This is a genomic window from Streptomyces sp. H39-C1, from assembly GCF_027158125.1.
GTDB classification, from domain to species: Bacteria; Actinomycetota; Actinomycetes; order Streptomycetales; family Streptomycetaceae; genus Actinacidiphila; species Actinacidiphila fildesensis.
On the sequence record NZ_JAPVLS010000052.1, the window covers coordinates 38,179 to 60,553 of the forward strand.

General features: G+C 69.1%; 28 protein-coding genes and 1 tRNA gene. 17 read left to right on the top strand and 12 right to left on the bottom strand.

Going from position 1 to position 22,375, the window contains the following annotated elements:
- Window positions 1–9: 9 nt before the first annotated feature.
- Window positions 10–600 (bottom strand): isochorismatase family protein, encoded by a 591-nt coding sequence (locus O3W51_RS29520; RefSeq protein WP_198358587.1) that lies wholly within the window; start codon window positions 598–600, stop codon window positions 10–12.
- Between the two features lie 118 nt (window positions 601–718).
- On the bottom strand, window positions 719–2,047 hold the full coding sequence (locus O3W51_RS29525; protein WP_138356594.1) for a nicotinate phosphoribosyltransferase: 1,329 nt from the start codon (window positions 2,045–2,047) through the stop codon (window positions 719–721).
- A gap of 102 nt (window positions 2,048–2,149) precedes the next feature.
- Between O3W51_RS29525 and clpS the strand changes: the two genes are divergently transcribed.
- From clpS to O3W51_RS29555, 7 genes are all read left to right on the top strand, one after another.
- Window positions 2,150–2,506 carry an ATP-dependent Clp protease adapter ClpS gene (gene clpS, locus O3W51_RS29530; RefSeq protein WP_138356595.1) on the top strand — a complete coding sequence of 119 codons (357 nt, stop codon included), beginning with the start codon at window positions 2,150–2,152 and terminating at the stop codon, window positions 2,504–2,506.
- Window positions 2,506–3,039, top strand: a complete 534-nt coding sequence (locus O3W51_RS29535; RefSeq protein ID WP_198358589.1) for a DUF2017 domain-containing protein — start codon at window positions 2,506–2,508, stop codon at window positions 3,037–3,039. Before clpS ends, O3W51_RS29535 begins: the two co-directional genes overlap by 1 nt.
- Before the next feature lie 264 nt (window positions 3,040–3,303).
- Window positions 3,304–4,764, top strand: a complete 1,461-nt coding sequence (locus O3W51_RS29540; RefSeq protein ID WP_138356597.1) for an amino acid permease — start codon at window positions 3,304–3,306, stop codon at window positions 4,762–4,764.
- Window positions 4,765–4,916: 152 nt separating this feature from the next.
- Window positions 4,917–5,327 carry a Mov34/MPN/PAD-1 family protein gene (locus O3W51_RS29545; RefSeq protein ID WP_138356598.1) on the top strand — a complete coding sequence of 137 codons (411 nt, stop codon included), beginning with the start codon at window positions 4,917–4,919 and terminating at the stop codon, window positions 5,325–5,327.
- A 58-nt stretch (window positions 5,328–5,385) separates the two neighbouring features.
- Window positions 5,386–5,490 (top strand): putative leader peptide, encoded by a 105-nt coding sequence (locus O3W51_RS48540; protein WP_331284098.1) that lies wholly within the window; start codon window positions 5,386–5,388, stop codon window positions 5,488–5,490.
- Between the two features lie 81 nt (window positions 5,491–5,571).
- The gene (locus tag O3W51_RS29550; RefSeq protein WP_138356599.1) at window positions 5,572–5,877 is read left to right on the top strand and encodes a MoaD/ThiS family protein; all 306 of its coding nucleotides are present in this window, start codon (window positions 5,572–5,574) and stop codon (window positions 5,875–5,877) included.
- Window positions 5,877–6,827, top strand: a complete 951-nt coding sequence (locus O3W51_RS29555; RefSeq protein ID WP_198357313.1) for a PLP-dependent cysteine synthase family protein — start codon at window positions 5,877–5,879, stop codon at window positions 6,825–6,827. The genes O3W51_RS29550 and O3W51_RS29555 overlap by 1 nt, the downstream gene beginning before the upstream one ends.
- Before the next feature lie 55 nt (window positions 6,828–6,882).
- Here the strand turns inward: O3W51_RS29555 and O3W51_RS29560 are convergent, their stop codons facing one another.
- Window positions 6,883–7,347: a type II toxin-antitoxin system PemK/MazF family toxin gene (locus tag O3W51_RS29560; protein ID WP_164295466.1), complete on the bottom strand. Its 465-nt coding sequence runs from the start codon at window positions 7,345–7,347 to the stop codon at window positions 6,883–6,885.
- Window positions 7,348–7,572: 225 nt separating this feature from the next.
- Between O3W51_RS29560 and O3W51_RS29565 the strand changes: the two genes are divergently transcribed.
- Entirely contained in the window at window positions 7,573–8,325 is a 753-nt protein-coding gene (locus O3W51_RS29565; RefSeq protein WP_138356602.1) for an MBL fold metallo-hydrolase, read from the top strand.
- Window positions 8,326–8,331: 6 nt separating this feature from the next.
- Here O3W51_RS29565 and O3W51_RS29570 read toward each other — a convergent pair whose 3' ends face one another.
- From O3W51_RS29570 to O3W51_RS29585, 4 genes are all read right to left on the bottom strand, one after another.
- Entirely contained in the window at window positions 8,332–8,727 is a 396-nt protein-coding gene (locus tag O3W51_RS29570) for a type II toxin-antitoxin system VapC family toxin (RefSeq protein ID WP_138356603.1), read from the bottom strand.
- Window positions 8,724–8,990 (bottom strand): hypothetical protein, encoded by a 267-nt coding sequence (locus O3W51_RS29575; protein ID WP_138356604.1) that lies wholly within the window; start codon window positions 8,988–8,990, stop codon window positions 8,724–8,726. The genes O3W51_RS29570 and O3W51_RS29575 overlap by 4 nt, the downstream gene beginning before the upstream one ends.
- Before the next feature lie 106 nt (window positions 8,991–9,096).
- Window positions 9,097–10,347: a PTS transporter subunit EIIC gene (locus O3W51_RS29580; protein ID WP_138356605.1), complete on the bottom strand. Its 1,251-nt coding sequence runs from the start codon at window positions 10,345–10,347 to the stop codon at window positions 9,097–9,099.
- A 219-nt stretch (window positions 10,348–10,566) separates the two neighbouring features.
- Window positions 10,567–11,868 carry a PTS transporter subunit EIIC gene (locus O3W51_RS29585; protein WP_138356606.1) on the bottom strand — a complete coding sequence of 434 codons (1,302 nt, stop codon included), beginning with the start codon at window positions 11,866–11,868 and terminating at the stop codon, window positions 10,567–10,569.
- Between the two features lie 237 nt (window positions 11,869–12,105).
- On the opposite strand from O3W51_RS29585, the gene O3W51_RS29590 reads away from it, so the two are divergent.
- The 4 genes from O3W51_RS29590 (at window position 12,106) to rdgB (ending at window position 14,390) form a co-directional block, all read left to right on the top strand.
- Window positions 12,106–12,345, top strand: coding sequence for a glucose PTS transporter subunit EIIB (locus O3W51_RS29590; protein WP_138356607.1), 240 nt, complete (start codon window positions 12,106–12,108; stop codon window positions 12,343–12,345).
- A gap of 153 nt (window positions 12,346–12,498) precedes the next feature.
- Complete coding sequence (rph, locus tag O3W51_RS29595; RefSeq protein WP_138356608.1) at window positions 12,499–13,221, top strand: ribonuclease PH; 723 nt, start codon at window positions 12,499–12,501, stop codon at window positions 13,219–13,221.
- Between the two features lie 137 nt (window positions 13,222–13,358).
- Window positions 13,359–13,748 (top strand): hypothetical protein, encoded by a 390-nt coding sequence (locus O3W51_RS29600; protein WP_138356609.1) that lies wholly within the window; start codon window positions 13,359–13,361, stop codon window positions 13,746–13,748.
- Window positions 13,749–13,787: 39 nt separating this feature from the next.
- Window positions 13,788–14,390, top strand: coding sequence for an RdgB/HAM1 family non-canonical purine NTP pyrophosphatase (gene rdgB / locus O3W51_RS29605; RefSeq protein WP_138356610.1), 603 nt, complete (start codon window positions 13,788–13,790; stop codon window positions 14,388–14,390).
- A 49-nt stretch (window positions 14,391–14,439) separates the two neighbouring features.
- Here rdgB and O3W51_RS29610 read toward each other — a convergent pair.
- The 4 genes from O3W51_RS29610 to bcp all read right to left on the bottom strand — a co-directional run bounded on the left by O3W51_RS29610 (window position 14,440) and on the right by bcp (window position 16,833).
- Window positions 14,440–14,513: transfer RNA gene (locus O3W51_RS29610), tRNA-Leu, on the bottom strand.
- A gap of 26 nt (window positions 14,514–14,539) precedes the next feature.
- A complete protein-coding gene (locus O3W51_RS29615) occupies window positions 14,540–15,394 on the bottom strand; it encodes an HNH endonuclease signature motif containing protein (RefSeq protein WP_138356611.1) in 855 nt (284 codons plus the stop codon).
- Window positions 15,391–16,017 (bottom strand): HNH endonuclease signature motif containing protein, encoded by a 627-nt coding sequence (locus O3W51_RS29620; protein WP_138356612.1) that lies wholly within the window; start codon window positions 16,015–16,017, stop codon window positions 15,391–15,393. Before O3W51_RS29620 ends, O3W51_RS29615 begins: the two co-directional genes overlap by 4 nt.
- A gap of 348 nt (window positions 16,018–16,365) precedes the next feature.
- Window positions 16,366–16,833: a thioredoxin-dependent thiol peroxidase gene (gene bcp, locus O3W51_RS29625; RefSeq protein ID WP_138356613.1), complete on the bottom strand. Its 468-nt coding sequence runs from the start codon at window positions 16,831–16,833 to the stop codon at window positions 16,366–16,368.
- A gap of 131 nt (window positions 16,834–16,964) precedes the next feature.
- Between bcp and O3W51_RS29630 the strand changes: the two genes are divergently transcribed.
- The 3 genes from O3W51_RS29630 to O3W51_RS29640 all read left to right on the top strand — a co-directional run bounded on the left by O3W51_RS29630 (window position 16,965) and on the right by O3W51_RS29640 (window position 18,059).
- Window positions 16,965–17,288, top strand: coding sequence for a DUF3618 domain-containing protein (locus tag O3W51_RS29630; protein ID WP_138356614.1), 324 nt, complete (start codon window positions 16,965–16,967; stop codon window positions 17,286–17,288).
- A gap of 49 nt (window positions 17,289–17,337) precedes the next feature.
- Window positions 17,338–17,640: a GroES family chaperonin gene (locus O3W51_RS29635; RefSeq protein WP_138356628.1), complete on the top strand. Its 303-nt coding sequence runs from the start codon at window positions 17,338–17,340 to the stop codon at window positions 17,638–17,640.
- Between the two features lie 98 nt (window positions 17,641–17,738).
- Complete coding sequence (locus O3W51_RS29640) at window positions 17,739–18,059, top strand: DMT family transporter (RefSeq protein WP_138356615.1); 321 nt, start codon at window positions 17,739–17,741, stop codon at window positions 18,057–18,059.
- Between the two features lie 13 nt (window positions 18,060–18,072).
- Here the strand turns inward: O3W51_RS29640 and O3W51_RS29645 are convergent, their stop codons facing one another.
- Window positions 18,073–20,340, bottom strand: a complete 2,268-nt coding sequence (locus O3W51_RS29645; protein ID WP_198357314.1) for a transglycosylase domain-containing protein — start codon at window positions 20,338–20,340, stop codon at window positions 18,073–18,075.
- Between the two features lie 287 nt (window positions 20,341–20,627).
- Here O3W51_RS29645 and O3W51_RS29650 point away from each other — a divergent pair, with 287 nt between their 5' ends.
- Both O3W51_RS29650 and O3W51_RS29655 read left to right on the top strand, forming a co-directional pair.
- Window positions 20,628–21,428 (top strand): ABC transporter permease, encoded by an 801-nt coding sequence (locus tag O3W51_RS29650; RefSeq protein WP_269287756.1) that lies wholly within the window; start codon window positions 20,628–20,630, stop codon window positions 21,426–21,428.
- A gap of 175 nt (window positions 21,429–21,603) precedes the next feature.
- The gene (locus tag O3W51_RS29655) at window positions 21,604–22,368 is read left to right on the top strand and encodes an ABC transporter permease (RefSeq protein ID WP_164295480.1); all 765 of its coding nucleotides are present in this window, start codon (window positions 21,604–21,606) and stop codon (window positions 22,366–22,368) included.
- Window positions 22,369–22,375: the final 7 nt, after the last annotated feature.

Here is a 22,375-nt window from a genome sequence, read left to right on the forward strand (position 1 = left end):
GCACCGCCCTCAGGCCCCGACCGCCGGCTTGCCCGTCAGCAGGACGCCCGCGGCCAGCAGCTCGGCCAGCGCGCTCTCCGTGGTCGCCGGGGCGACACCCGCCGTCAGGTCCAGCAGCACCTGCGTGACGAAGCCCTCCCGGGCCGCGTCCAGGGCCGTGGCGCGCACGCAGTGGTCGGTGGCGATCCCGACCACGTCCACCTCGGTGACGGCCCGCTCCCGCAGCCACTCGGTGAGCCCCATGCCGTTCTCGTCCAGGCCCTCGAAGCCGCTGTAGGCGGCCGAGTACGCGCCCTTGTCGAAGACCGCGTCCACGGCGCCGGAGGCGACCGCCGGCGCGAAGTTCGGATGGAACCCGACGCCCTCGGTGCCCGCCACACAGTGCACGGGCCAGGACGTCACGAAGTCCGGCCGGTCCGAGAAGTGGTCCCCCGGGTCGACGTGGTGGTCACGGGTGGCCACCACATGGCGGTAGCAGGCAGTGGCCTGCCCGACGAGATCGGTGATCGCGGCGGCCACGTCCGAGCCGCCGGCGACCGCGAGGCTGCCGCCCTCGCAGAAATCGTTCTGGACGTCCACGACGATCAGTGCGCGGTGCATTCGCGGTCCTCTTCGGTCGGCTGACCGCCGTGCGGGGACAGGCGGCACGCGTCGAGCGTAGGGACTCGCGCCGCGATCCGCGACAGTCCCGGCCCCGCCGACCCCGGCGGCCGCCGCGTCACACCTGCTCCGTGGGGAGCACCGGCTCGCCGCGGGAGAGCTGCGAAGCGGACAGCGGCAGCCCCGCGCGCGCCTCGATGTGCCGGGTGCGGGCCGCCTCCAGCGGCTCACGGCCGGTGATCTCCCCGCCGCGGACCAGCGGAACCAGCAGCTGCCGGTCCTCGAGCTCCGGCGGCACGGGCCCGGTGCCGACCACCTCCGCCTCCGCGACCCCGTCGTCGTCCAGCCGCCGGGCCGCCCACTTACGGCCGCCGACGCTGCTCTTGGCGCCCATCGACTTCTTGGCGACGGCCACCATCGGCGCGTCCGGCTCGTTCGACGAGGCCCGGGAGACCAGCTTGTAGACCATGGAGCAGGTCGGGTGGCCGCTGCCGGTCACCAGCGAGGTGCCGACCCCGTACGCGTCCACCGGCGCCGCCGCCAGCGAGGCGATGGCGTACTCGTCGAGGTCGGAGGTCACCACGATCCGGGTGTCCTTGGCGCCGAGGTCGTCCAGCTGCTGCCGCACCCGGTGGGCGAGGAGCAGCAGGTCGCCGGAGTCGATGCGGACGGCGCCCAGCTCGGGCCCGGCGACCTCCACGGCGGTACGGACCGCCGACATCAGGTCGTAGGTGTCCACCAGCAGCGTCGTGCCCCGGCCGAGCGATTCGACCTGGGCGACGAAGGCGTCCCGCTCGGTGTCGTGCAGCAGCGTGAAGGCGTGCGCGGCCGTGCCGATCGTCGGCAGCCCGTAGCGGAAGCCGGCCGCCAGGTTCGAGGAGGACAGGAAGCCGCCGACGTACGCGGCCCGCGAGGCGGCGACCGCCGCCAGTTCGTGCGCCCGCCGGGCGCCCATCTCCATCAGCGGACGACCGCCGGCCGCGACCGCCATCCGGGACGCGGCCGCCGCGATGGCGGAGTCGTGGTTGAGGATCGACAGGATCACCGTCTCCAGGATCACCGCCTCGGCGAAACTGCCCTCCACCCGCAGGATCGGCGAGCCGGGGAAGTACACCTCACCCTCGGGGTAACCCCAGATGTCGCCGGTGAAGCGGTACTTGGCCAGCCACTCCAACGTCGGCCCGTCCACCACGTTCTCGCGGGCGAGGAAGTCCAGCACATCGGCGTCGAAGCGGAAGTTCTCCACCGCGTCCAGCACCCGGCCGGTGCCGCAGACGACACCGTACCGGCGGCCCTCCGGCAGCCGGCGGGTGAAGACCTCGAACACCGAGTGCCGGTGCGCCGCCCCGCTGCGCAGCGCGGCCTGCAACATCGTCAACTCGTACCGGTCGGTGAACAGCGCGGTGGACGGTACGGCCACCGGCAGCCCCAGATCTGCAGCGCTCATGGAACGGGATAGTACCCCGACTACTCGTCAGAGTGACGATTTCTCTGCGCTTCCGCGTCCATTTGTGCGAAGCGCCGCCATAGCGGCAGCATTGGAGGAGTGATGAGTGCCCACCCGTCTCCCGCCCCCGCCCTTCCAAGGACGCGCTCCGCGCGCTGTTCTGTCGCTCCCGCAGAGATCGCACGGCCCGAGTCGACCGAGGCCACCTTCGAAGTACCCGACCCGGACGTCCCCTGGGTGACCCTGGTGCACAACGACCCCGTCAATCTCATGAGCTACGTGACGTACGTCTTCCAGGCCTACTTCGGGTACTCCAAGGACAAGGCCGTCAAACTCATGAAGGACGTCCACCACAAGGGCCGCGCCGCCGTCTCCAGCGGCACCCGCGAAGAGATGGAGCGCGACGTGCAGGCGATGCACGGCTACGGCCTGTGGGCGACCCTGCAGCAGGACCGCTGATGGCCGGCTACTTCGAACCCGCCCCGGGCGGCGGCGCCGTCATCACCCTCGACACCGTCGAGATCTCCATCCTGCGCAGCCTCGCCGTGCAGCTCCTGGAGATGATCGGCCCGGGGGAGGAGCCGGTCTCCGACGACCCGCTGGCCGCGCTGTTCCCGCCCGACGGGCCGACGAAGCCCCCGGCCGACCCGGCGCTGGCCCGGCTCTTCCCCGACGCCTACGAGGACACCGCCCAGTCCTCGGAGTTCCGCCGCTTCACCGAGAACGACCTGCGCACCCGCAAGCGCGAGGACGCGCTGGCCGTGGTCCGCGCGCTCGACGCCGGCGCCCCTGAGCTGCTGCTCACGCCCGAGGACGCCCGCCGCTGGCTCGGCGCCCTCAACGACCTGCGGCTGACCATCGGCACCCGGCTGGAGGTCACCGACGAGGACACCGAGCTCTACCGGCTGCCGGACGACGATCCGCTCAAGCCGATGGTGATGGCGTACCTGTGGCTCGGCGGTCTGCAGGAGACGCTGATCGAGACGCTGTGACGTCCGGCATTCGCTCAGCGGACGCTCAAATCCGGATAACGATCATGTCACCGCGATCATCCGGTATGCGGCTTCACTTCACCTTCGGGGTGTTTTTCCCGTGGCCCGCGTCACATTCCCCTTTTCCGACGGCGTCTCAGCCCGTGGTACTAATTCCGACCACTGGCCGGGACGCCATCCCTGTTCCGCCAGGCGCTGAGCCGGCCGATCGCCGGCTCGCAACTCCACTGTCCGGGGGGATATGGAGAAAGGCGCACCACCACCATGCCGACGGAACACACCGGGCACCACGACGACGCGGCCGCCGCGCCCGTCAGCGAAGAGGGCTACCAGCGAGGGCTCGGCAGCCGGCAGATCCAGATGATCGCCATCGGCGGTGCCATCGGCACCGGCCTCTTCCTGGGCGCCGGCAAGGCCATCCATCAGGCCGGACCGAGCCTGATCATGATGTACGCCATCGCCGGCGTCATCATCTTCTTCATCATGCGGGCCCTGGGCGAACTGCTCACCTACCGCCCCGTGTCCGGCTCCTTCGCCGACTACGCCCGCGAGTTCCTGGGCCCGTTCTGGGGGTTCGTCACCGGCTGGACGTACTGGCTGATGTGGGTGGTGACCGGCATGGCCGAGGTCACCGCCGCCTCGGTGTACATCACCTACTGGTGGAAGGACATCCCCCAGTGGATCTCCGCCCTGATCTTCCTGCTGGTGCTCTTCGGAGTGAACCTCATCTCGGTGAAGGTCTTCGGCGAGGTCGAGTTCTGGTTCTCGATGATCAAGGTCACCGCGATCATCGGCATGATCCTCATCGGGATCGGCGTTCTGACCATCGGGTTCTCCGCCGCCGGCGACACCGCCTCGCTCAGCCATCTGTGGGGTGACGGCGGGGTCTTCCCCAACGGCGTCGGCAAGTCCCTCATGACGCTGCAGATCGTGATGTTCGCCTACCTCGCCGTCGAACTCGTCGGCGTCACCGCCGGTGAGGCCGAGAACCCCCGCGAGACGCTCCCCAAGGCCATCAACACGCTGCCCTGGCGGATCGGCGTCTTCTACGTCGGCGCGCTCATCGTGATCCTCGGCGTCGTCTCCTGGACCGAGTTCCAGCCGGGCGTCAGCCCGTTCGTGGCCGCCTTCGCCAAGATCGGCATCCCGTTCGGCGCGGCCATCGTGAACTTCGTGGTCCTCACCGCCGCCCTGTCGTCCTGCAACTCCGGCATGTACTCCACCGGCCGCATGCTGCGCGACCTGGCCGTCAACGGGCAGGGCCCCAGGGCCTTCGCCAAGCTCAACTCACGCCAGACCCCGGCCACCGGCATCCTCGTCTCCGTCGCCCTGATGGGCATCGGCGTCTGGATCAACTACGTCGACCCGGACGGCGCCTTCACCTACATCACCGCCTTCGCCACCGTCGCCGGCGTCTGGACCTGGGCGATGATCCTCATCTCCCATCTGCGCTACCGCGCGGCGGTCAAGGCCGGCCGCGCCGCCGAAGCCTGGTTCAAGGCGCCGGGCGCCCCGTACACCAGCTGGATCGCGCTGATCTTCCTGGCCGGCGTGATGGTCCTGATCGGCATCGACAAGGACGCCCGGATTTCGCTCTACAGCGCTCCCGTGTGGTTCGCGATCCTCGGCATCGGGTACGCCTGGCTCAAGCGGAAGAACCCGGAGGCGTTCGCCCCCAAGCCGCACGTCGCCCCGGAACCCGCACTGGCCGACGCCGCGAGCTGAACCACCGCGCGCCGAAGCCACCACCTGCCGCGAAGGCCCGCCCCCGCACCCCTGGGGCGGGCCTTCGTACGCTTCGCGCGCTGTTACTTTTCCCGCCCGTCGCCCACCCCCACCCTTGCAGTGGGCGCTTCGCGCGCTGTTACTTTTTCCCAATGCTCACCATCACGCAGGAGATCCACGACGCGATCGTCGCCCACGCCCGCGCCGACCACCCCGACGAGGCGTGCGGCATCGTCGCGGGACCTGAGGGCAGCGGCCGCCCCGAGCGCTTCATCCCCATGCTGAACGCGGCCCGCTCACCCACGTTCTACGAGTTCGACTCCACCGACCTGCTCAAGCTCTACCGCGACCTGGACGACCGCGACGAGGAGCCGGTGATCGTCTACCACTCGCACACCGCCACCGAGGCGTACCCGTCCCGTACCGACATCACCTACGCGAACGAGCCTGGCGCGCACTACGTCCTGGTCTCGACCGCGGAGGAGTTCCAGTTCCGCTCGTTCCGCATTGTGGACGGGGTCGTGACCGAAGAAGACGTGCGGGTAGTGGCCTCCGGCGCCTGAGGTCCGAATCGTGGGACGCCTGTCTCGGACCGCGCCCGGGAATCGATACGATGAGCCCATGGTTCCCCACGACGTGAAGAACAACCCGCCGGGCATGCTGCTCGTCGCGCGGCTGCACGTCGACCTCTGCCGTGTCGCCAGCGCCGCCTGTCCGCGCGCCTGAGCACTGCCGCCACCCCCGGCACGCCGCACAGCACGCCCGCACGTCCCCCCGTCTGACGCCCGCATGTAACGGAGCCCACCCATGGCCATCGAGGTCCGCATTCCGACCATCCTCCGCACCTACACCGACGGCGCCAAGGCCGTCGACGGTGCGGGCAGCACGCTCGACGAACTCTTCTCGGACCTCGAGAGCCGGCACACCGGAATCCGCGAGCGCATCGTCGTCGACGGCGGCCTGCGCCGATTCGTCAACGTCTACCTCAACGACGAGGACGTCCGCTTCCTCGACGGCATCAGCACCAAGCTCACCGACGGTGACAGCGTCACGATCCTGCCGGCCGTCGCCGGCGGCTCCGGCTCCGCGGCGACCGAAACGAACGCTGTCTGATGCGCTACGACAGCCCGCTGGCGGCGGTGGGCAACACCCCGCTCGTCCGCCTCCCGCGCCTGTCCCCGTCCGACGCCGTCAGCGTCTGGGCCAAACTGGAGGACCGCAACCCCACCGGCTCGATCAAGGACCGCCCCGCGCTCCACATGATCGAGCAGGCCGAGGCGGACGGCCGGCTCACCCCCGGCTGCACCATCCTCGAACCCACCTCGGGCAACACCGGCATCTCGCTGGCCATGGCCGCGCGCCTCAAGGGCTACCGCATCGTCTGCGTCATGCCCGAGAACACCTCGTCGGAGCGGCGCGAACTGCTCGCGATGTGGGGCGCCGAGATCATCTCCTCACCGGCCGCGGGCGGCTCCAACACCGCCGTCCGGATGGCCAAGGAGATCTCCGCCGAACACCCCGACTGGGTGATGCTCTACCAGTACGGCAACCCCGCCAACGCGGGCGCCCACTACGCGACCACCGGCCCGGAGATCCTCACGGACCTCCCCACCATCACCCACTTCGTCGCCGGCCTGGGCACCACCGGCACCCTGATGGGCGTCGGCCGCTACCTGCGCGAGAAGGTCCCCGGAGTCGCCATCGTCGCCGCCGAGCCCCGCTACGACGACATCGTCTACGGACTGCGCAACCTCGACGAGGGCTTCGTCCCCGAGCTCTACGACGAGTCCGTCCTCACCACCCGCTTCTCCGTCGGATCCGAGGACGCCGTCCGCCGCACCCGCGAGCTCCTCCAGCAGGAGGGCATCTTCGCCGGCGTCTCCACCGGCGCTGCCCTGCACGCCGCACTCGGCGTCGCCGCCAAGGCCCACAAGGCGGGGGAGCGTGCCGACATCGTCTTCGTCGTCGCCGACGGCGGCTGGAAGTACCTCTCCACCGGCATCTACACCGCCCCCAGCACCGAAGCCGCGGTCCAACAGCTGCACGGCCAGCTCTGGGCCTGACCACCCCCGCGCACCCACGCGGCGCCGGCCGGCCCACCCGGGCGGCCGGCCGCGGTCAGCGCACCATCCGCCGCACCTGCTGCCACAGCGCCGCGTCCAGCACACCCGCCCGGCGGCGGAACGCCGCGGAGCGCACCTCCCGCAGCTCGTCGGTCTCCAGATAACTCGTACGGCCCTGCGCGTCGCCCACGGTTCCCGGCGGCAGGGCGATCACCCCCGGCAGCTCCTCGTGGTACTTGCTGGTGATCTTCGCGACGCGCACCGTGCCCCCCTTCACGGACAGCACCAGACACGGCCGGTCCTTCGCCCCCGACCCGTCCTCGAACGGCACGTCCGCCCACCAGATCTCCCCCGCGGCCGGCGCCCGCCGCCCGCCACGCCCGGGCCCCGGACGATCCGCCGCGCGCGGCGGCCGCACCGGACCACCGGGCCGCCGCCGCGCCGCCGACCGCGTCCACACCGAGAAAACAGCCAGTACGACCACGGCCGCGACCGCCACCAACCACCAGGTCATGTCCATATGGGCTCCCACAGTCGAAAATCTGTCGAAGAAGATCCTCAATCGGAACCGACCGTACCGGCCGCCCCTCGTACTGGTGATTCCGCCCACAACAGGGCACGGAGGAGGCGCGTCGGCCCGCCCCGCGCCTTACTCTCGTCAACACATGGCGGACCGCACCCGCCTAACCCCCCACTCCAACCGGTATGGGGGCGATCTGTGGCGCGCCCACGGAGGTTTCACGGCATGAAGCTCACCGTCGTCGGCTGCTCGGGTTCGTTCCCGTCCGCGGAATCGGCCTGCTCGAGCTACCTCGTCGAGGCCGACGGTTTCCGGCTGCTGCTCGACATGGGCAACGGAGCCCTGGGCGAACTGCAGCGCCACTGCGGCCTCTACGACCTGGACGCGGTCCTGCTCAGCCATCTGCACGCCGATCACTGCATCGACATGTGCGGCTACTTCGTGGCCCGTTACTACCGCCACGACGGCGGCCCCGCCGACGCCATCCCCGTCTACGGCCCCGAAGGCACCGAGCGCCGGCTCTCCACCGCCTACGGCGACATGCCCGACGAGAAGTGCATGAGCGAGGTCTTCGACTTCCGCACCCTGGAACCCGGCAGCTTCACGCTCGGCCCCTTCACCATCACCACCGACCGGGTCAGCCACCCCGTCGAAGCGTTCGGCTTCCGCATCGAACACGACGGCCGGACCCTGACGTACTCCGGTGACACCGGCCCCTGCGACGCGCTGCTCGGCCTCGCCGACGGCACCGACCTCTTCCTGTGCGAAGCCTCCTTCACCCACGGCAAGGAAGACATCCCCGAGCTGCACCTCAACGGTCGCCAGGCCGGCGAACACGCCGACCGCGCCGGCGCCGGGCGCCTCGTCCTCACCCACATCCCGCCGTGGACCGACCCCGCCCGCAACCTCACCGACGCCCGCGCCGTCTTCGACGGCCCGGTGGAACTCGCCACGTCGGGCGCGGTGTACGAGATCTGAGCCGCGTCAGTCGATGACGTCGACGGTGCAGCGCAGGCCGGAAGCGCGCGCCAGGCGGCCATCCGTGGTCACCAGGGTGCACCGGTACGCCTCGGCGGCCGCCACATACGCCGCGTCATAGGCGGTGACGTTGCCCCGGAGTTCCCACATCCGGGGCAGTAACACCCTGGTGAGTGGCACGACCGGATCGATCCGGGCCAGCGCGTCAACAGCGTCGGCCGCGTGTCGCGCGCTGATCTTCCCTCCCAGCAGGTTGCCCCTCACCACCGAGAGCACCTCGACCATCCAGTGTTCAGGGGCGATCCACCGGTCGTCGGCGGCGAGTGCCGCTCGGCAGCGGTCGCCCGTCGGCCCCTCGTCGAGCAGGGAGAAGGCGAAGACCGAGGCATCGACAACGATCATCCGGTGCCACCGGGCAGGCCCATGGTCGTGTCACGCTCAGTCCGTTCGGCGCCCAGCGTGCCGAGGACGTCGTCCCGGGTGAGCCGGGTCCCGTAGGAGTGCCTGGAGAAACGCTGCAGCTCGGCCACGTTGTCCCGGCGCCTGACTTCGTCATTGACGACGTCGAGCAGGTAGTTCTGCAGCGACTGCCCGCGTTCCTGCGCTATGGCGGCGAGTTTGTTGCGCAGTTCGTCGGGGACGTCACGAATCTGGAGAGCGACCATGACTCCAGGCTACACCGGTTGCATGCATCTTTGCATGCGCGAGGCCCCCGGAACCGTACGGTTCCGGGGGCCTCGCGCCGTTCTCAACGAGCGGGGTTCACCCGGCTCACGCCTTGGTGAGGTCCTCGATCTCCTCCTCGGGCTCGCGGCCCGGGGTGATGAGGTTGAACTTGGTGATCGCGAAGCGGAAGACCACGTAGTAGATCACCGCGAAGCAGAGCCCGATCGGGATGATCAGCCACGGCTTGGTGGCGAGGTTCCAGTTCAGGAAGTAGTCGATGAAGCCGGCCGAGAAGGTGAAGCCGGCGTGCACGCCCAGCGCCCAGGTGACGGCCATCGAGACGGCGGTCAGCAGCGCGTGGATCACGTAGAGCACCGGGGCGATGAACATGAACGAGAACTCGATCGGCTCGGTGATGCCGGTGACGAACGAGGTCAGCGCGAGCGAGATCATCATGCCCATGACGGCCTTGCGGCGCTCGGGGCGGGCGCAGTGCGCGATGGCGATGGCGGCGGCCGGCAGGCCGAACATCATGATCGGGAAGAAGCCCGACATGAACTGTCCAGCGGTGGGGTCACCGGCGAAGAACCGGGTCAGGTCGCCGTGCACGACCTCGCCCGCGGAGTTCTTGAAGTCACCGAGCTGGAACCAGGAGACCGAGTTCACGAACTGGTGCATGCCGACCGGGATCAGCGCGCGGTTGATGAGGCCGAACAGACCGGCGCCCACGGCGCCCAGACCGGTCATCCACTCACCGAAGTTGCTGATGACCTTGCCGACCGGCTCCCAGCCGAGGCCGAATACGACACCGACGAGCGTGCCGACGAAGGCCATGATGATCGGCACCAGGCGGCGGCCGTTGAAGAAGCCGAGCCAGTCGACCAGCTGCTTGCGGTGGTAGCGCTGCCACAGGACCGCGGCGAGCAGACCCATGATGATGCCGCCGAGGACGCCGGGGTTGTTGTAGACCGCCGGGTCGTCCTTGCCCGCCTTGATGACGGCGTCGGTGACCGGGAACGCCTTCAGGACGTTGCTGTAGACCAGGAAGCCGACCAGCGCGGCGAGCGCGGTCGAGCCGTCGGCCTTCTTGGCGAAGCCGATCGCCACACCGATACAGAACAGCATCGGCAGGTTGTCGAAGACCGCGCCGCCGGCGGTCGCGAAGACCGCCGCGACCTTGTGCCAGCCGAGGCCCTTGTCGCCGAAGACATCGTCCTGGCCGAGGCGGAGCAGGATGCCCGCGGCCGGCAGAACGGCGATCGGCAGCTGGAGGCTGCGACCGACCTTCTGCAGACCGGAAAAGAGACCGGAGCCCCGCTTCTTCGCGGGGGCCGCCGTAGCGGTGGCCGTACTCATCAGATTCCTCCTGGTGAGGCGGGCACTTCAAGGGGGACGGCCCGCCGCTATGGTCTATACCACTGAGTGGTGTAGACCAGTTTTAACACGTCGGGGCGGGATAAAGGAATCCCCAGTTCCGGTGGTCTAAACCACATGCCGAACGGCCCCCGGGTCCAAGGACTCGGGGGCCGTTCGGGGCGGGACTTCATGCCCGGATTTCTCCGGGTGGCCATCGCGCTACTTGATGTTCTCCTGCACCAGTTCCTCCTCGACGTCCTCCGGCTCCCGGCCGGGCGTCGCGAGGTTGAACTTGGTGATCACGAAGCGGAAGAGGGCGTAGTACACCACCGCGAAGGCGAGCCCGATCGGAATGATCAACCAGGGCTTGGTGGCCAGCCCCCAGTTGAGGCCGTAGTCGATCAGACCCGCCGAGAAACTGAAGCCGTCATGCACGCCGAGGCCCCAGGTGACGGCCAGCGAGACACCGGTCAGTACCGCATGGATCGCGTACAGCACCGGTGCGATGAAGAGGAACGAGTACTCGATCGGCTCGGTGATACCGGTGACCAGCGACGTCAGACCGATCGACACCATCATGCCGGTGATCTCCTTGCGGCGGTGCGGCTTGGCGCAGTGCGCCATCGCCAGCGCCGCGGCAGGCAGGGCGAACATCATGATCGGGAAGAAGCCCGAGGTGAACTGGCCGGCCGTCGGGTCGCCCGCCAGGAAGCGGGGGATGTCACCGTGCACGACCGCGCCGTCCGGCTTGGTGAAGTCGCCGAACTGGAAGAACACGAACACGTTCAGGAACTGGTGCAGGCCGATGACGAGCAGCGCGCGGTTGGCCACACCGAAGATGCCGGACCCGACCGAGCCCAGGTCGACCAGCCACTTGCTGAAGCTGGTGAGCGCGTCGCCGATCGGCGGCCAGACCCACAGGCAGATCACCGCGAAGACGATCGCCACGAAGGCCATGATGATCGGGACCAGCCGGCGCCCGTTGAAGAAGCCGAGCCAGTCCACCAGCTTCGTCCGGTGATAGCGCATCCAGAAGTAGGACGTCGCCAGGCCGATCACGATGCCGCCGAAGACCCCCGGGTTCTGGAAGGCGGCCGCGGTGACCGTCGTACCCTCCAGGCAGACCCCGGTGGAGAACTTGGCGGCGCCGCCGCAGTCCACCGGGAACTGGCGCAGCACGTTGAAGTAGACGAGGAAGCCCACCACCGCGGCCAGCGCGGTCGAGCCGTCCGCCTTCTTGGCCATGCCAATCGCCACACCCACGGCGAACAGCATCGGCAGGCCCAACGAGCCGTCCAGCAGCGCACCTCCGGCGCCGTTGAAGACTTTGGCGACCTTGTCCCAGCCCAGCCCGTCCGCGCCGAAGACATCCGGCTGGCCGAGCCGGTTCAGGATGCCCGCCGCCGGAAGCACCGCGATCGGCAACTGCAGGCTGCGGCCCATCTTCTGCAGCCCCTGGAAGAGGACACTGGTCCACTTCTTCCGGGGCTGCTGCCCGACGGCGGCGTTGTCCGAACTCATCGGTGGCCTCCTGGTGGCTGCCGGTCAGGCGGCTGTCGTGTCGCCTCTGTTTTGTCGCCTGGCCCAAAGTGGTGTAGACCATTTACGACGTGGGTGGCACTACGCCCCCGAGGGCACGGCACCAGTGATCGTTATCTTTCGTCACAAACCGGAACCCTGCCCGCGAAGATGGGCCAAACGTGCGTTACCGTTTGAAACCGGGCCGGGCCGCCGGGCCGAGACACTCAGGAGTGAGCAATGGCCACCAAGGCTGAGCAGATCGTCGCCGGACTCGGCGGACTCGACAACATCGAAGAGGTCGAGGGCTGCATCACCCGCCTCCGCACCGAGGTGAAGGACCCCGGCCTCGTCGACGAGGCCGCCCTCAAGAAGGCCGGCGCCCACGGCGTCGTCAAGATGGGCACCGCGATCCAGGTCGTCATCGGCACCGACGCCGACCCCATCGCCGCCGACATCGAAGACATGATGGACAACTGAGCTCACCGGACAACTGAGCCCAGCGCACAACTGAGCCGACCGCACAACTGAGCTCACCGCACAACTGAGCTCACCCCTCAGCGCACCACCGACACCCGCGGGGGCCCGTTCCGACCGGAACGGGCCCCCGCCGTTTGTCGATAGGGTCGAACCATGTCTCGATTCGATGGCCGCACCCCCGAACAGCTCCGCCCCGTCACCATCCAGCGCGGATGGAGCAAGCACGCCGAGGGCTCGGTCCTCGTCTCCTTCGGCGACACCAAAGTCCTCTGCACCGCCAGCGCCACCCAAGGCGTACCCCGCTGGCGCAAGGGCAGCGGCGAAGGCTGGGTCACCGCCGAATACTCCATGCTCCCGCGCGCCACCAACACCCGCGGCGACCGCGAATCCGTCCGCGGCAAGATCGGCGGCCGCACCCACGAGATCTCCCGCCTCATCGGCCGCTCACTGCGCGCCGTCATCGACTACAAGGCCCTCGGCGAGAACACCATCGTCCTCGACTGCGACGTCCTCCAGGCCGACGGCGGCACCCGCACCGCCGCCATCACCGGCGCCTACGTCGCCCTCGCCGACGCCGTCACCTGGATGCAGCAGAAGAAGCTCATCCGCGCCACCGCCAAACCCCTCACCGGCACCGTCGCCGCCGTCAGCGTCGGCATCGTCGACGGCGTACCCCTCCTCGACCTCGCCTACGAGGAAGACGTCAAGGCCGAGACCGACATGAACGTCGTCTGCACCGGCGACGGCCGCTTCATCGAGGTCCAGGGCACCGCGGAAGGCGCCCCCTTCGACCGCACCGAACTCAACGCCCTCCTCGACCTCGCCGTCGGCGGCTGCGCCGAACTGACAGCAGCTCAGCTCGCCGTACTGGGCTAGTACTCACCGCTGATACCGACCGCTGATACCCATCGCGAAACCTGTCACTTTCGCGCAACCAGGCAACTGGGGCGCCACGCGGCGCGTGTCTACCGATACAGATCTCACACGGAGATCCCCGGGGGAGGAACCCACCCATGGCCACGCGCCGCCGCATCACCGTCGCCGCCCTCGCCGCGGCCGCCGCCCTGACGCTCCCGGCCGCCGCCGGCTGCAGCGCCATCGACAAGGCACTCGACTGCGCCCACGTGGCCGCCGTGGTCGCGGGCGACGTCCAGAACCTGCAGAACGCCGTCAGCAACGCCGGCAACAGCCCGCAGGACGCCGTCAACGCCCTCGACCAGATCTCCCGCGACCTCAAGGACGTCGGCAACAAGACCGGCAACGCCGACGTCAGCAAGGCCGTCAACGACCTCAACACCGCGGTCAAGAACGCCCGCACAGCCGCCAACAACGGAACCACCCCGGACGTGACGCCGGTCGCGGACGCGGCCGGCGAACTCACCAAGGTCTGCACCCCGGGCTGACGGCCGGGCCGCGCTTCCCGCCAGGAGATAATCGACGCCATGCAGCGCCTTGTCCTCGCGACCCGAAACGCCCACAAAGTCACCGAACTCCGCGCCATCCTCGCCGACACAGGTCTCGCCGTGGACCTCGTCGGCGCGGACGCCTACCCCGAGATCCCCGACGTCAAGGAAACCGGCGTCACCTTCGCCGAGAACGCCCTCCTCAAGGCCCACGCCCTGGCCCAGGCCACCGGCCTGCCCGCCGTCGCCGACGACTCCGGCCTCTGCGTCGACGTCCTCGGCGGCGCCCCCGGCATCTTCTCCGCCCGCTGGGCCGGCACCCACGGCGACGACGCCGCCAACCTCGCCCTCCTGCTCGCCCAGCTCTCCGACATCGACGACACCCACCGCGCCGCGCACTTCGCCTGCGCGGCAGCCCTCGCCCTCCCCGACGGCACCGAACGCGTCGTGGAAGGCCGCCTCCCCGGCACCCTCCGCCACACGCCTACGGGAACCGGCGGCTTCGGCTACGACCCGATCCTCCAACCGCTCGGTGACACCCGCACTTGCGCGGAACTGACTCCGTCGGAGAAGAACGCGATCAGCCACCGGGGGGAAGCGTTCCGGGCGCTGGCACCGATCGTGGCCGAACTTCTTGGCTGAGAACAGCGATATGGCCATTCCCTTGTGCAAGGGAATGGCCATATTCATGTGGGCCCGGTGGGATTCGAACCCACGACACACCGGACCTAAACCGGCGCCCTCTAGCCACTGGGGTACAGGCCCTACGGTTTAAGTATATCACTAAGTGGTCAGCCTGGCAAGCTGATCATCGCGCGTGGATCTCGCCTGCCGAACGTCACCGTCTGACTGTGGCAGGACGGACAGAGGTATCGCAGGTTCTCCGACCGGTTGTCCAGCCGGTCGCCGTTGATGTGGTCGATCTCCAACACGAGCCGCTTACCCCGCCAGGTGTCCCCGACGCCGCATGCTCCGCATGTGTGAGGAACCCCGATCTCGTCGAGTGCGCGCCGCAACATGACGGTCTTGGCGCGTGCGGAACCGGATTCGAGACGCCGCAGGATGTCCGACGCCGACTGGCGGTTCGGGGACGGCCTACCCCGGCGGTGCCCCTGCCCTGTGAAGTGCGCGGACGACAGGCCGTGCACGCCGATGCTGCGCTTGACGTGTGCGCGAGCTGCCCCGTTGTCGGCCAGGCCGAGGTGCTTGAGTACTCCGGCAAGGCTCCTGGACTCCGCAACTGCGGCGCTCAGTCGGTCGAGAGGTAGCGGACTCCCGCCGTATCTGCGCCCGCTGGTGAAGTGCGAGGTGTCGATGCCGAAGCGGTCGAGCTTCTTTCTGATGTGGCCGTACGGGCTGTCGTCCGGCGGGTAGCCCATGAACTCGAGCATCTCGCGGATGCTGTGGGAGCAGGCAGCTGCCTCCTCGAGCAGAGCCCTCGGGTACGCCCGGCGCTCCCGCTCGGGAAGAGGCTCGTCGACGAAGTGCGACGTGTCGATGCCGTAGTGCCGCAGACGGTCACGCAGGTACCTGTACGGACCGCTTCCCAGCGGCGCGCCCAGCCTGCGCAGAAGGTCCACGAGGCTGGTGGAGATGGTTGCCGTTCGGGCCAGGAGATCGCGGGGGTAGGAGACGGATCCGCTCATGCCGTGGCCCTCCGCTTGCGGCCGCGATAAGTGTCTGTCACGGCATGGCAGTTGGGGCAGAGCAGGCGCAGGTTCTCCCGGCGGTTGTCCCACCAGTCGCCGTTGATGTGGTCGACCTCGAGGCGGAGGGGTCTGGCATTCCATTCCGTGCCGGTGCCGCACATCGCGCATGTCTCCTGCACCCCGCTGCGCAGCAGCTCGCGGCGTAAGCGCTCGCCCGGAATCCTGCCGTCCGCCGGTGTTCCCAGGACGAGACGGTCGCCGGTCGGCCGTTTCGGACGGCTCCTGCCGAGCGCCGAGAAGTGCGACGTGTCGAGGCCCAACGCGGTGATGCGGCGGCCGATGTGGGCCTGGTTGCCGCCGACCGGGTTGATCCCGAGGCGGCGGACGACCTCGGCGACGCTGCGCGAGCAGGCGACGAGTTCGCGCAGGATCGGTTCGGTGTGCCGCACCCGCCCGGTGGCGAAGTGCGAGATGTCGATGCCCGCTTCCGCCATCTTGGTGCGGAGATAGCTTCGGCTACCCGGGGTCGGATCACCTCCGCACCACCGGACGGCCTCGTCGAGGTTCGTCGTTTCGCGGGCGGCTTCGGTGAGGAGTTCGCGGGTGTATCTGATGGACATGGGGATCCCCCTCCGGATCGGGTCGGTGGGAGGGGGATTCCGTGCAGCCGCGACCGGGGGAATCCCTCGCTCACCGGTGGTGGCTGCAGAGCCCTGGGTGCGGCCGCGTGTCGCAGCCTCGTACGTATTAACGAGGCATTCGGGTGACGGTCACGCCGGGCGGGTCAGAAGCGGGGGGACGGGGACCGGGCGGCGCAGAGTTCTGCGGCTTCGGCGTCGGTGGGCGGGTCCGCACAGGGGGTCCTCTCGTTCGATGGTTCTCGTCCGAGGGGGTCTTCTGCGCGATGGGTGCGGGAGTAGACCAAAGCCCCCGTTCTCCGGACTTTGGTCACTCCGCCGCTGGTCCGCTCAGACCTTGAGGTCCTTGATGAGCTTGGCGACGTGGCCGGTGGCCTTGACGTTGTAGAAGGCGTGTTCGACCTTGCCGTCGGCGCCGACGATGACGGTGGAGCGGATGACGCCGGTGACGGTCTTGCCGTAGAGCTTCTTCTCGCCGAAGGCGGCGTAGGCCTCGAGGACCTTCTTGTCGGGATCGCCCACCAGGGTGACCTTGAGGTTTTCCTTTTCGCGGAACTTGGCGAGCTTCTCGGGCTTGTCGGGGGAGACGCCGATCACGTCGTAGCCGGCGGCGGCGAGCAGGTCGAGGTTGTCGGTGAAGTCGCAGGCCTGCTTGGTGCAGCCGGGGGTGAGGGCGGCCGGGTAGAAGTACACGATGACTTTGCGGCCCGCGTGGTCGGCGAGGGAGACGGGCTTTCCGTCGGCGTCCGGGAGGGTGAAGGCGGGGGCGGTGTCGCCGGGCTGGAGGCGTTCGGTCATGGGTGGTGGCTCCTTACGCGGTACACGCGGGGTACTCCCGGGTACGCAAACGGGGTGCCGACGGGGCGCGGTCCGCGTCGGGCTGACAGACTGTCCGTCACGGTACCGGTCTAGGCGTTGGAGGCAGTGCGGTGTCGGAAGGCAGGACTCCCGCTCAGATTGAGGCGGAGATCTCCCGTAGGCGGCAGGATCTGGCCGCGACGCTGGACGAGATCGCGGTAAGGGTGCATCCGAGTACGGTCGCGCGGGACATGAAGGCGAAGGCCTTCTCCGCTGTGGACCGCACGGCGGGCCGGGCCTTCGTGGGGGTGAATCGCGCGGTGAGTGACGCGCGCGGGCACTTCGTGTCCGAGGACGGTGTGCTGCGGGTGGACCGGGTGGTGCCGGTGGCGGTGGCCGCGGTGGCGCTGGTCGCCGTGGTGGCCGGGCTCTCGGTCCGCCGGCGTCGCCGGTAACGTCGTCGCCGTGAGTTCCAAGAATGAGCACGACAAGCTGCCCATCCGGATGCTGCATGACCGGGTGCTGGTCAGGGCCGAAGGTTCCGAGGGGGAGCGCCGCTCGGGTGGCGGCATCCTCATCCCCGCCACGGCCGCGGTGGGCCGGCGGCTGGCGTGGGCCGCGGTGGTCGCGGTGGGCCAGAACGTGCGGACCGTGGAGGTCGGGGACCGGGTGCTGTACGACCCGGAGGACCGGGCCGAGGTCGAGGTGCGGGGTGTCGCGTACGTGCTGATGCGCGAGCGGGATCTGCACGCGGTCGCGGCGGAGCGGCTGCAGGGGTCGGAGGACTCCACGGGCCTTTATCTGTAGTTTGCTATGGTCGGAGAGAGCCCGACGAGACGCGCCGTACCGGGACCCATGCAAAGACGACGCACCCCCTGGAAGCAAGTAACCATGGAGGTGCCGTCATGGCATGGGTCCTTTTGTGCGTCGCGGGTCTGGTCGAGGTCGCCTGGTCGATCGGTATGAAGTACACCGAGGGGTTCACCCGGCTGTGGCCGAGTGTGTTCACGGGTGCGGGCATCGTGGTGAGCATGGTGCTGCTGGCGCAGGCGGCGAAGACGCTGCCGATCGGTACGGCGTACGGCGTGTGGGTGGGCATCGGTGCTGCCGGGGCGGCGGTCCTGGGCATGGTGGTGCTGGGTGAGCCGGCGACCGCCGCCCGGATCTTCTTCATCTGTCTGCTGCTGGTGGCTGTCGTGGGCCTGAAGGCCACTTCGGGCCACTAACCCCGGCCTGGGCCTAGCCCCCGTCCGGGCCGCCGCCCCCGCCGTTCCCGCCGCCTCCGCCGACCGCTCCGCCGCTGGGCAGCAGGGTCGGGGGTCCGCTGGTCTCGGGCGGGGTCTCGGTGGGGGTTTCCGTCGGGGTTTCCGACGGCGTCTCGGACGGGGTCTGGGACGGTGTCTGCGACGGGGTCCGGGAGGGCGTCTGCGACGGGGTCTCCGACGGTGTCGCTGACGTGGGCGGTGTGCTGGGGGCCTCGGTCGGGGCGGTGGCGCCGTCCTGCGGTTCGAGGTCGAAGTCGATGTCCTCGGTGCCGCTGAGGGCGGCCTCGGTGTAGGCGGCCCAGACCTCGCCGGGCGCGCCGCCGCCGTTGACGCGGGGTACTCCGAGTGCGCCATTGAGCGATTCGAGTTTGCCGGTGTCGGAGTTCTGGCCCATCACGGCGACGACGGTGACGAGGTTCGGGGTGTAGCCGGCGAACCAGGCGGCTTTGTCGTCGTCGATGGTGCCGGTCTTGGCGGCGGAGGTCCGGCCGGACTCCTGGGCGACGGAGGCGGTGCCGCCGTCGACGACGCTCTGCAGGATGGAGGTGGTGGTGTCGGCGGCCTCACGGGAGACGGCCTGCTTGGCGTCGCGCTTGGGGAGACTGAGGTCGCCGCCGTCCTTGGTGATCTTCTCGACGAGGGTGTACGGGATGTACTTGCCGTGGTTGGCGAGGGTCGCGTAGCCCTGGGCCATGGCGAGGGGGCTGGCTTCCATGGTGCCGAGCGCCATCGAGGGCAAGGCGTTGAGCGTTTTGGTGGCCGGCAGGCCCAGCGCGTGCACGGTGTTGACGACGTTGTCGGGACCGACGTCCTGGGCCATCTGCGCGTAGACCGCGTTGACCGAGTTGTCCATGGCCTTGGTGACGGTGATGTCGCCGTAGTCCCGCTGGTCCTCGTTGGGCGGCGCGTAGCCGACGGGGCCGTTGGGGCCGATCACCGGGCGGCGGTTGTCGCCGTCGTAGATGGTGCGCGGGGTGATCGTGCGGCCGTCCTGCGTCTGGGAGTTGTTCTGGACGGCGGAGGCGAAGATGTAGGGCTTGAACGTCGAGCCGACCTGGTAGTCGCTCCGGGTGGCGTTGTTGACGTACTGCTTGGTGTAGTCGATGCCGCCGTACATGGCGACGACCTTGCCGGTGGCGGGGTCGATGGAGGCGCCGCCGGCGCGGACGTAGCTGTCGGCCTTGGTGGTGCCGAGCTTGTCGTAGACCTTCTTCTTGGTGGCGGCGACGAAGGCGTCCTCCTTGTCCTTCTGGATCGTGGTGACGATCCGGTAGCCGCCGGCGCGCAGGGTTTCCGCGTCGATGATGTTGTTGTCGTCGAGGTAGTCGTTGACGGCCTCGATGAGGTAGCCGCGCTGGCCGGTCTTGCTGGCGGCGGGCTTGGGCTTGCCGGGGGTGGGGAACTTGATGACGGCGCGTTCGGCGGCGTTGAGCCAGCCTTCCTTCACCATGCCGTCGAGGACGTAGTTCCACCGGGCCTGGGCCTTGGGGAGGTTCTGCGGGTGGGCGACGACGTCGTACTCGCTGGGGGCGTTGAGGAGAGTGGCGAGGTAGGCGCCTTCGGCGGTGGTGAGTTTGTCGGCGTCCTTGCTGAAGTAGGCCTGGGAGGCGGCCTGGATGCCGTAGGAGTTGCGGCCGAAGTAGCTGGTGTTCAGATACCCCTCAAGGATTTCGTCCTTGGTTTCATTGCGGTCGAGTTTGATCGCGATGAAGAATTCCTTGACCTTGCGAAGTGCGGTCTGCTCCTGGTTGAGGTAATAGTTCTTCACGTACTGCTGGGTGATCGTGGAGCCGGACTGTTTGCCCTTGCCGGTGACGGTGTTCCAGGCGGCGCGGATCATCGCTTTCGGGCTGACGGCGGACTCGTGGTAGAAGCCGCGGTCCTCGGCGGAGAGCGCCGCGTACTGGGCGGTCCTGGCGATCTGGGCGAGGCTGACGCTCTCGCGGTTGATCTCGCCGTCGCGGGCCAGTTCGGTCTTGCCGTCGGCGTAGAAATAGACGTTGCTCTGCGCGGTGGCGGCGGCGTTGGGGTTCGGGATCGGCACCAGGGCGTAGCCGATGAAGAACCCGCCGACGAGGATGAGCAGGACGATGATGACCGTGCTGGTCACCATCCGCCAGGTCGGGATGAGCCGGCCGAGGCCGGTCCGCTTGGGCCGTCCCCTCCGGTTGAGGACCGGCGGTCGGGGCTCCCAGCCTGGCGAAGCGTTACTGCTTTTCTGCTGCTCCGGCTCGTCGCTCATGTCTGTTAGGACTCCTCCGCCGCCGCCGGGGTTGGTCCGCGACGGAACATCTTGGGTCAATCGTTACGTACGCCCCGTTGAACACTGTCGCATCATCCGTGCTTGTGCGATCAACGCCGCGCACCCGTGACAGGGCTGTGACAGGCCGAATGGCTGATCCGGTGCACTCGAAAGGGTGGAAAACCATTGGCAGGTCCTCCCGATGGGCGATTAAGCTCGGCAGCTTTGGCGCGAACGGCGGGTGCGGGACCAGGCCCTGACGGAGGGGACGTGGGGGAGTGGGGGGCATCCGGCTGTACGCGGCGGTCGCGCTGAGCGGGTTCCGGCGGTTCGCGACGTACCGGGTGGCGACGGCCGCCGGTGTCTTCACCAACACGGTCTTCGGTTTCATCCTCGCCTACACCTATATCGCGCTGTGGGACGCGCGTCCGGGGCTGGGCGGCTACGACCGGTCGCAGGCGCTGACGTATGTGTGGGTGGGCCAGGCGCTGCTGATGACCACGGCGATGATGGGCGGCGGTTTCCAGGACGAGTTGATCGAGCGGATCCGTACCGGGGACGTGGCGATCGATCTGTACCGGCCCGCCGACCTGCAGGTGTGGTGGCTCGCGACCGACCTGGGCCGGGCGGCCTTCCATCTGCTGGGGCGGGGCGTCGTCCCGATGCTGATCGGCGCGCTCGCCTTCGAGCTGACGCTGCCCGCGAGCGCGCTGACCTGGCTGTTGTTCCTGGTGTCGGTGACGCTGGGGGTCGTCGTCAGTTTCGCGCTGCGCTATCTCGTCGTGCTGAGCGCGTTCTGGCTGCTCGACGGTGCCGGGGTGAGCCAGATCGCCGGGCTGGCCAGCATGTTCTTCTCCGGCGCGCTGCTGCCGCTGACGCTGTTCCCCGGCTGGCTGGGGGAGCTGGCGCGGGCCCTGCCGTGGGCGGCGCTGCAGCAGATCCCCGCCGATGTCTTCCTCGGCCGGCACACCGGCACCGGTCTGCTGCGGGTGTTCGCCTTCCAGGCCGGCTGGGCGCTGGCGCTGCTCGCGACCGGGCGGGCGCTGCAGTCCGTGGCGACCAGGAAGGTGGTGGTGCAGGGTGGCTGAGGGCGGAGCGGCCGAGCGGGTGGTGGCCGGCGGCGGTGCGGCCGGGCTCGGTGCGGTCGAGGACAGCGGGTTCGGAGCGGCCGGGTTCGAAGCGGCCGGGTTCGAAGCGGTCGACAACAGCGCGCCCGAGCGCCGGGTGGTCGACGGGCTGCGGGCGTACGGGCTGATCGTCGCGATGTGGGTGCGGTCGACGATGGCGTACCGGGCGTCGTTCCTGATGACCGCGTTCGGGAACTTCGCGACCACCGGACTGGACTTCGCCACGATCCTGCTGATGTTCTCGCACGTCACGACGCTGGGCGGGTTCACGCTTCCCGAGGTGGCGTTCCTGTACGGGACGACCAGCACCGCGTTCGGGCTGGCCGATCTGACGATGGGCAGCATGGACCGGCTCGGGCGCCGGGTACGGGACGGCACGCTGGACACACTGCTGCTGCGCCCGGTGCCGGTGCTCGCGCAGGTGGCCGCCGACCGGTTCGCGCTGCGGCGGCTGGGGCGGATCACCCAGGGCTCGCTGGTGCTGGGCTGGTCGCTGAGCCGCCTCGACATCGACTGGACGGTGCTGAAGGTGCTGATGATGCCGATGATGCTGCTCAGCGGAGGCGCGATCTTCGGGGCGGTGTTCGTGGCCGGGGCGGCCTTCCAGTTCTGGGCGGGTGACGCCTCGGAGGTGCAGAACTCCTTCACGTACGGCGGGAACACGCTGCTGCAGTACCCGCCGTCGATCTTCGCCAAGGACCTGGTGCGCGGCGTCACCTTCATCGTGCCGCTGGCCTTCGTCAACTGGCTGCCCGCGCTGCGGATCCTGGGCCGCGACGATCCGCTGGCGCTGCCGGGGTGGCTGGACTTCGCGTCACCGCTGGTGGCGGTGGCGTGCTGCGCGGTGGCGGGGCTGGCGTGGCGGACGGGTCTGCGGTCGTACCGGAGCACGGGAAGCTGAGGGGCGG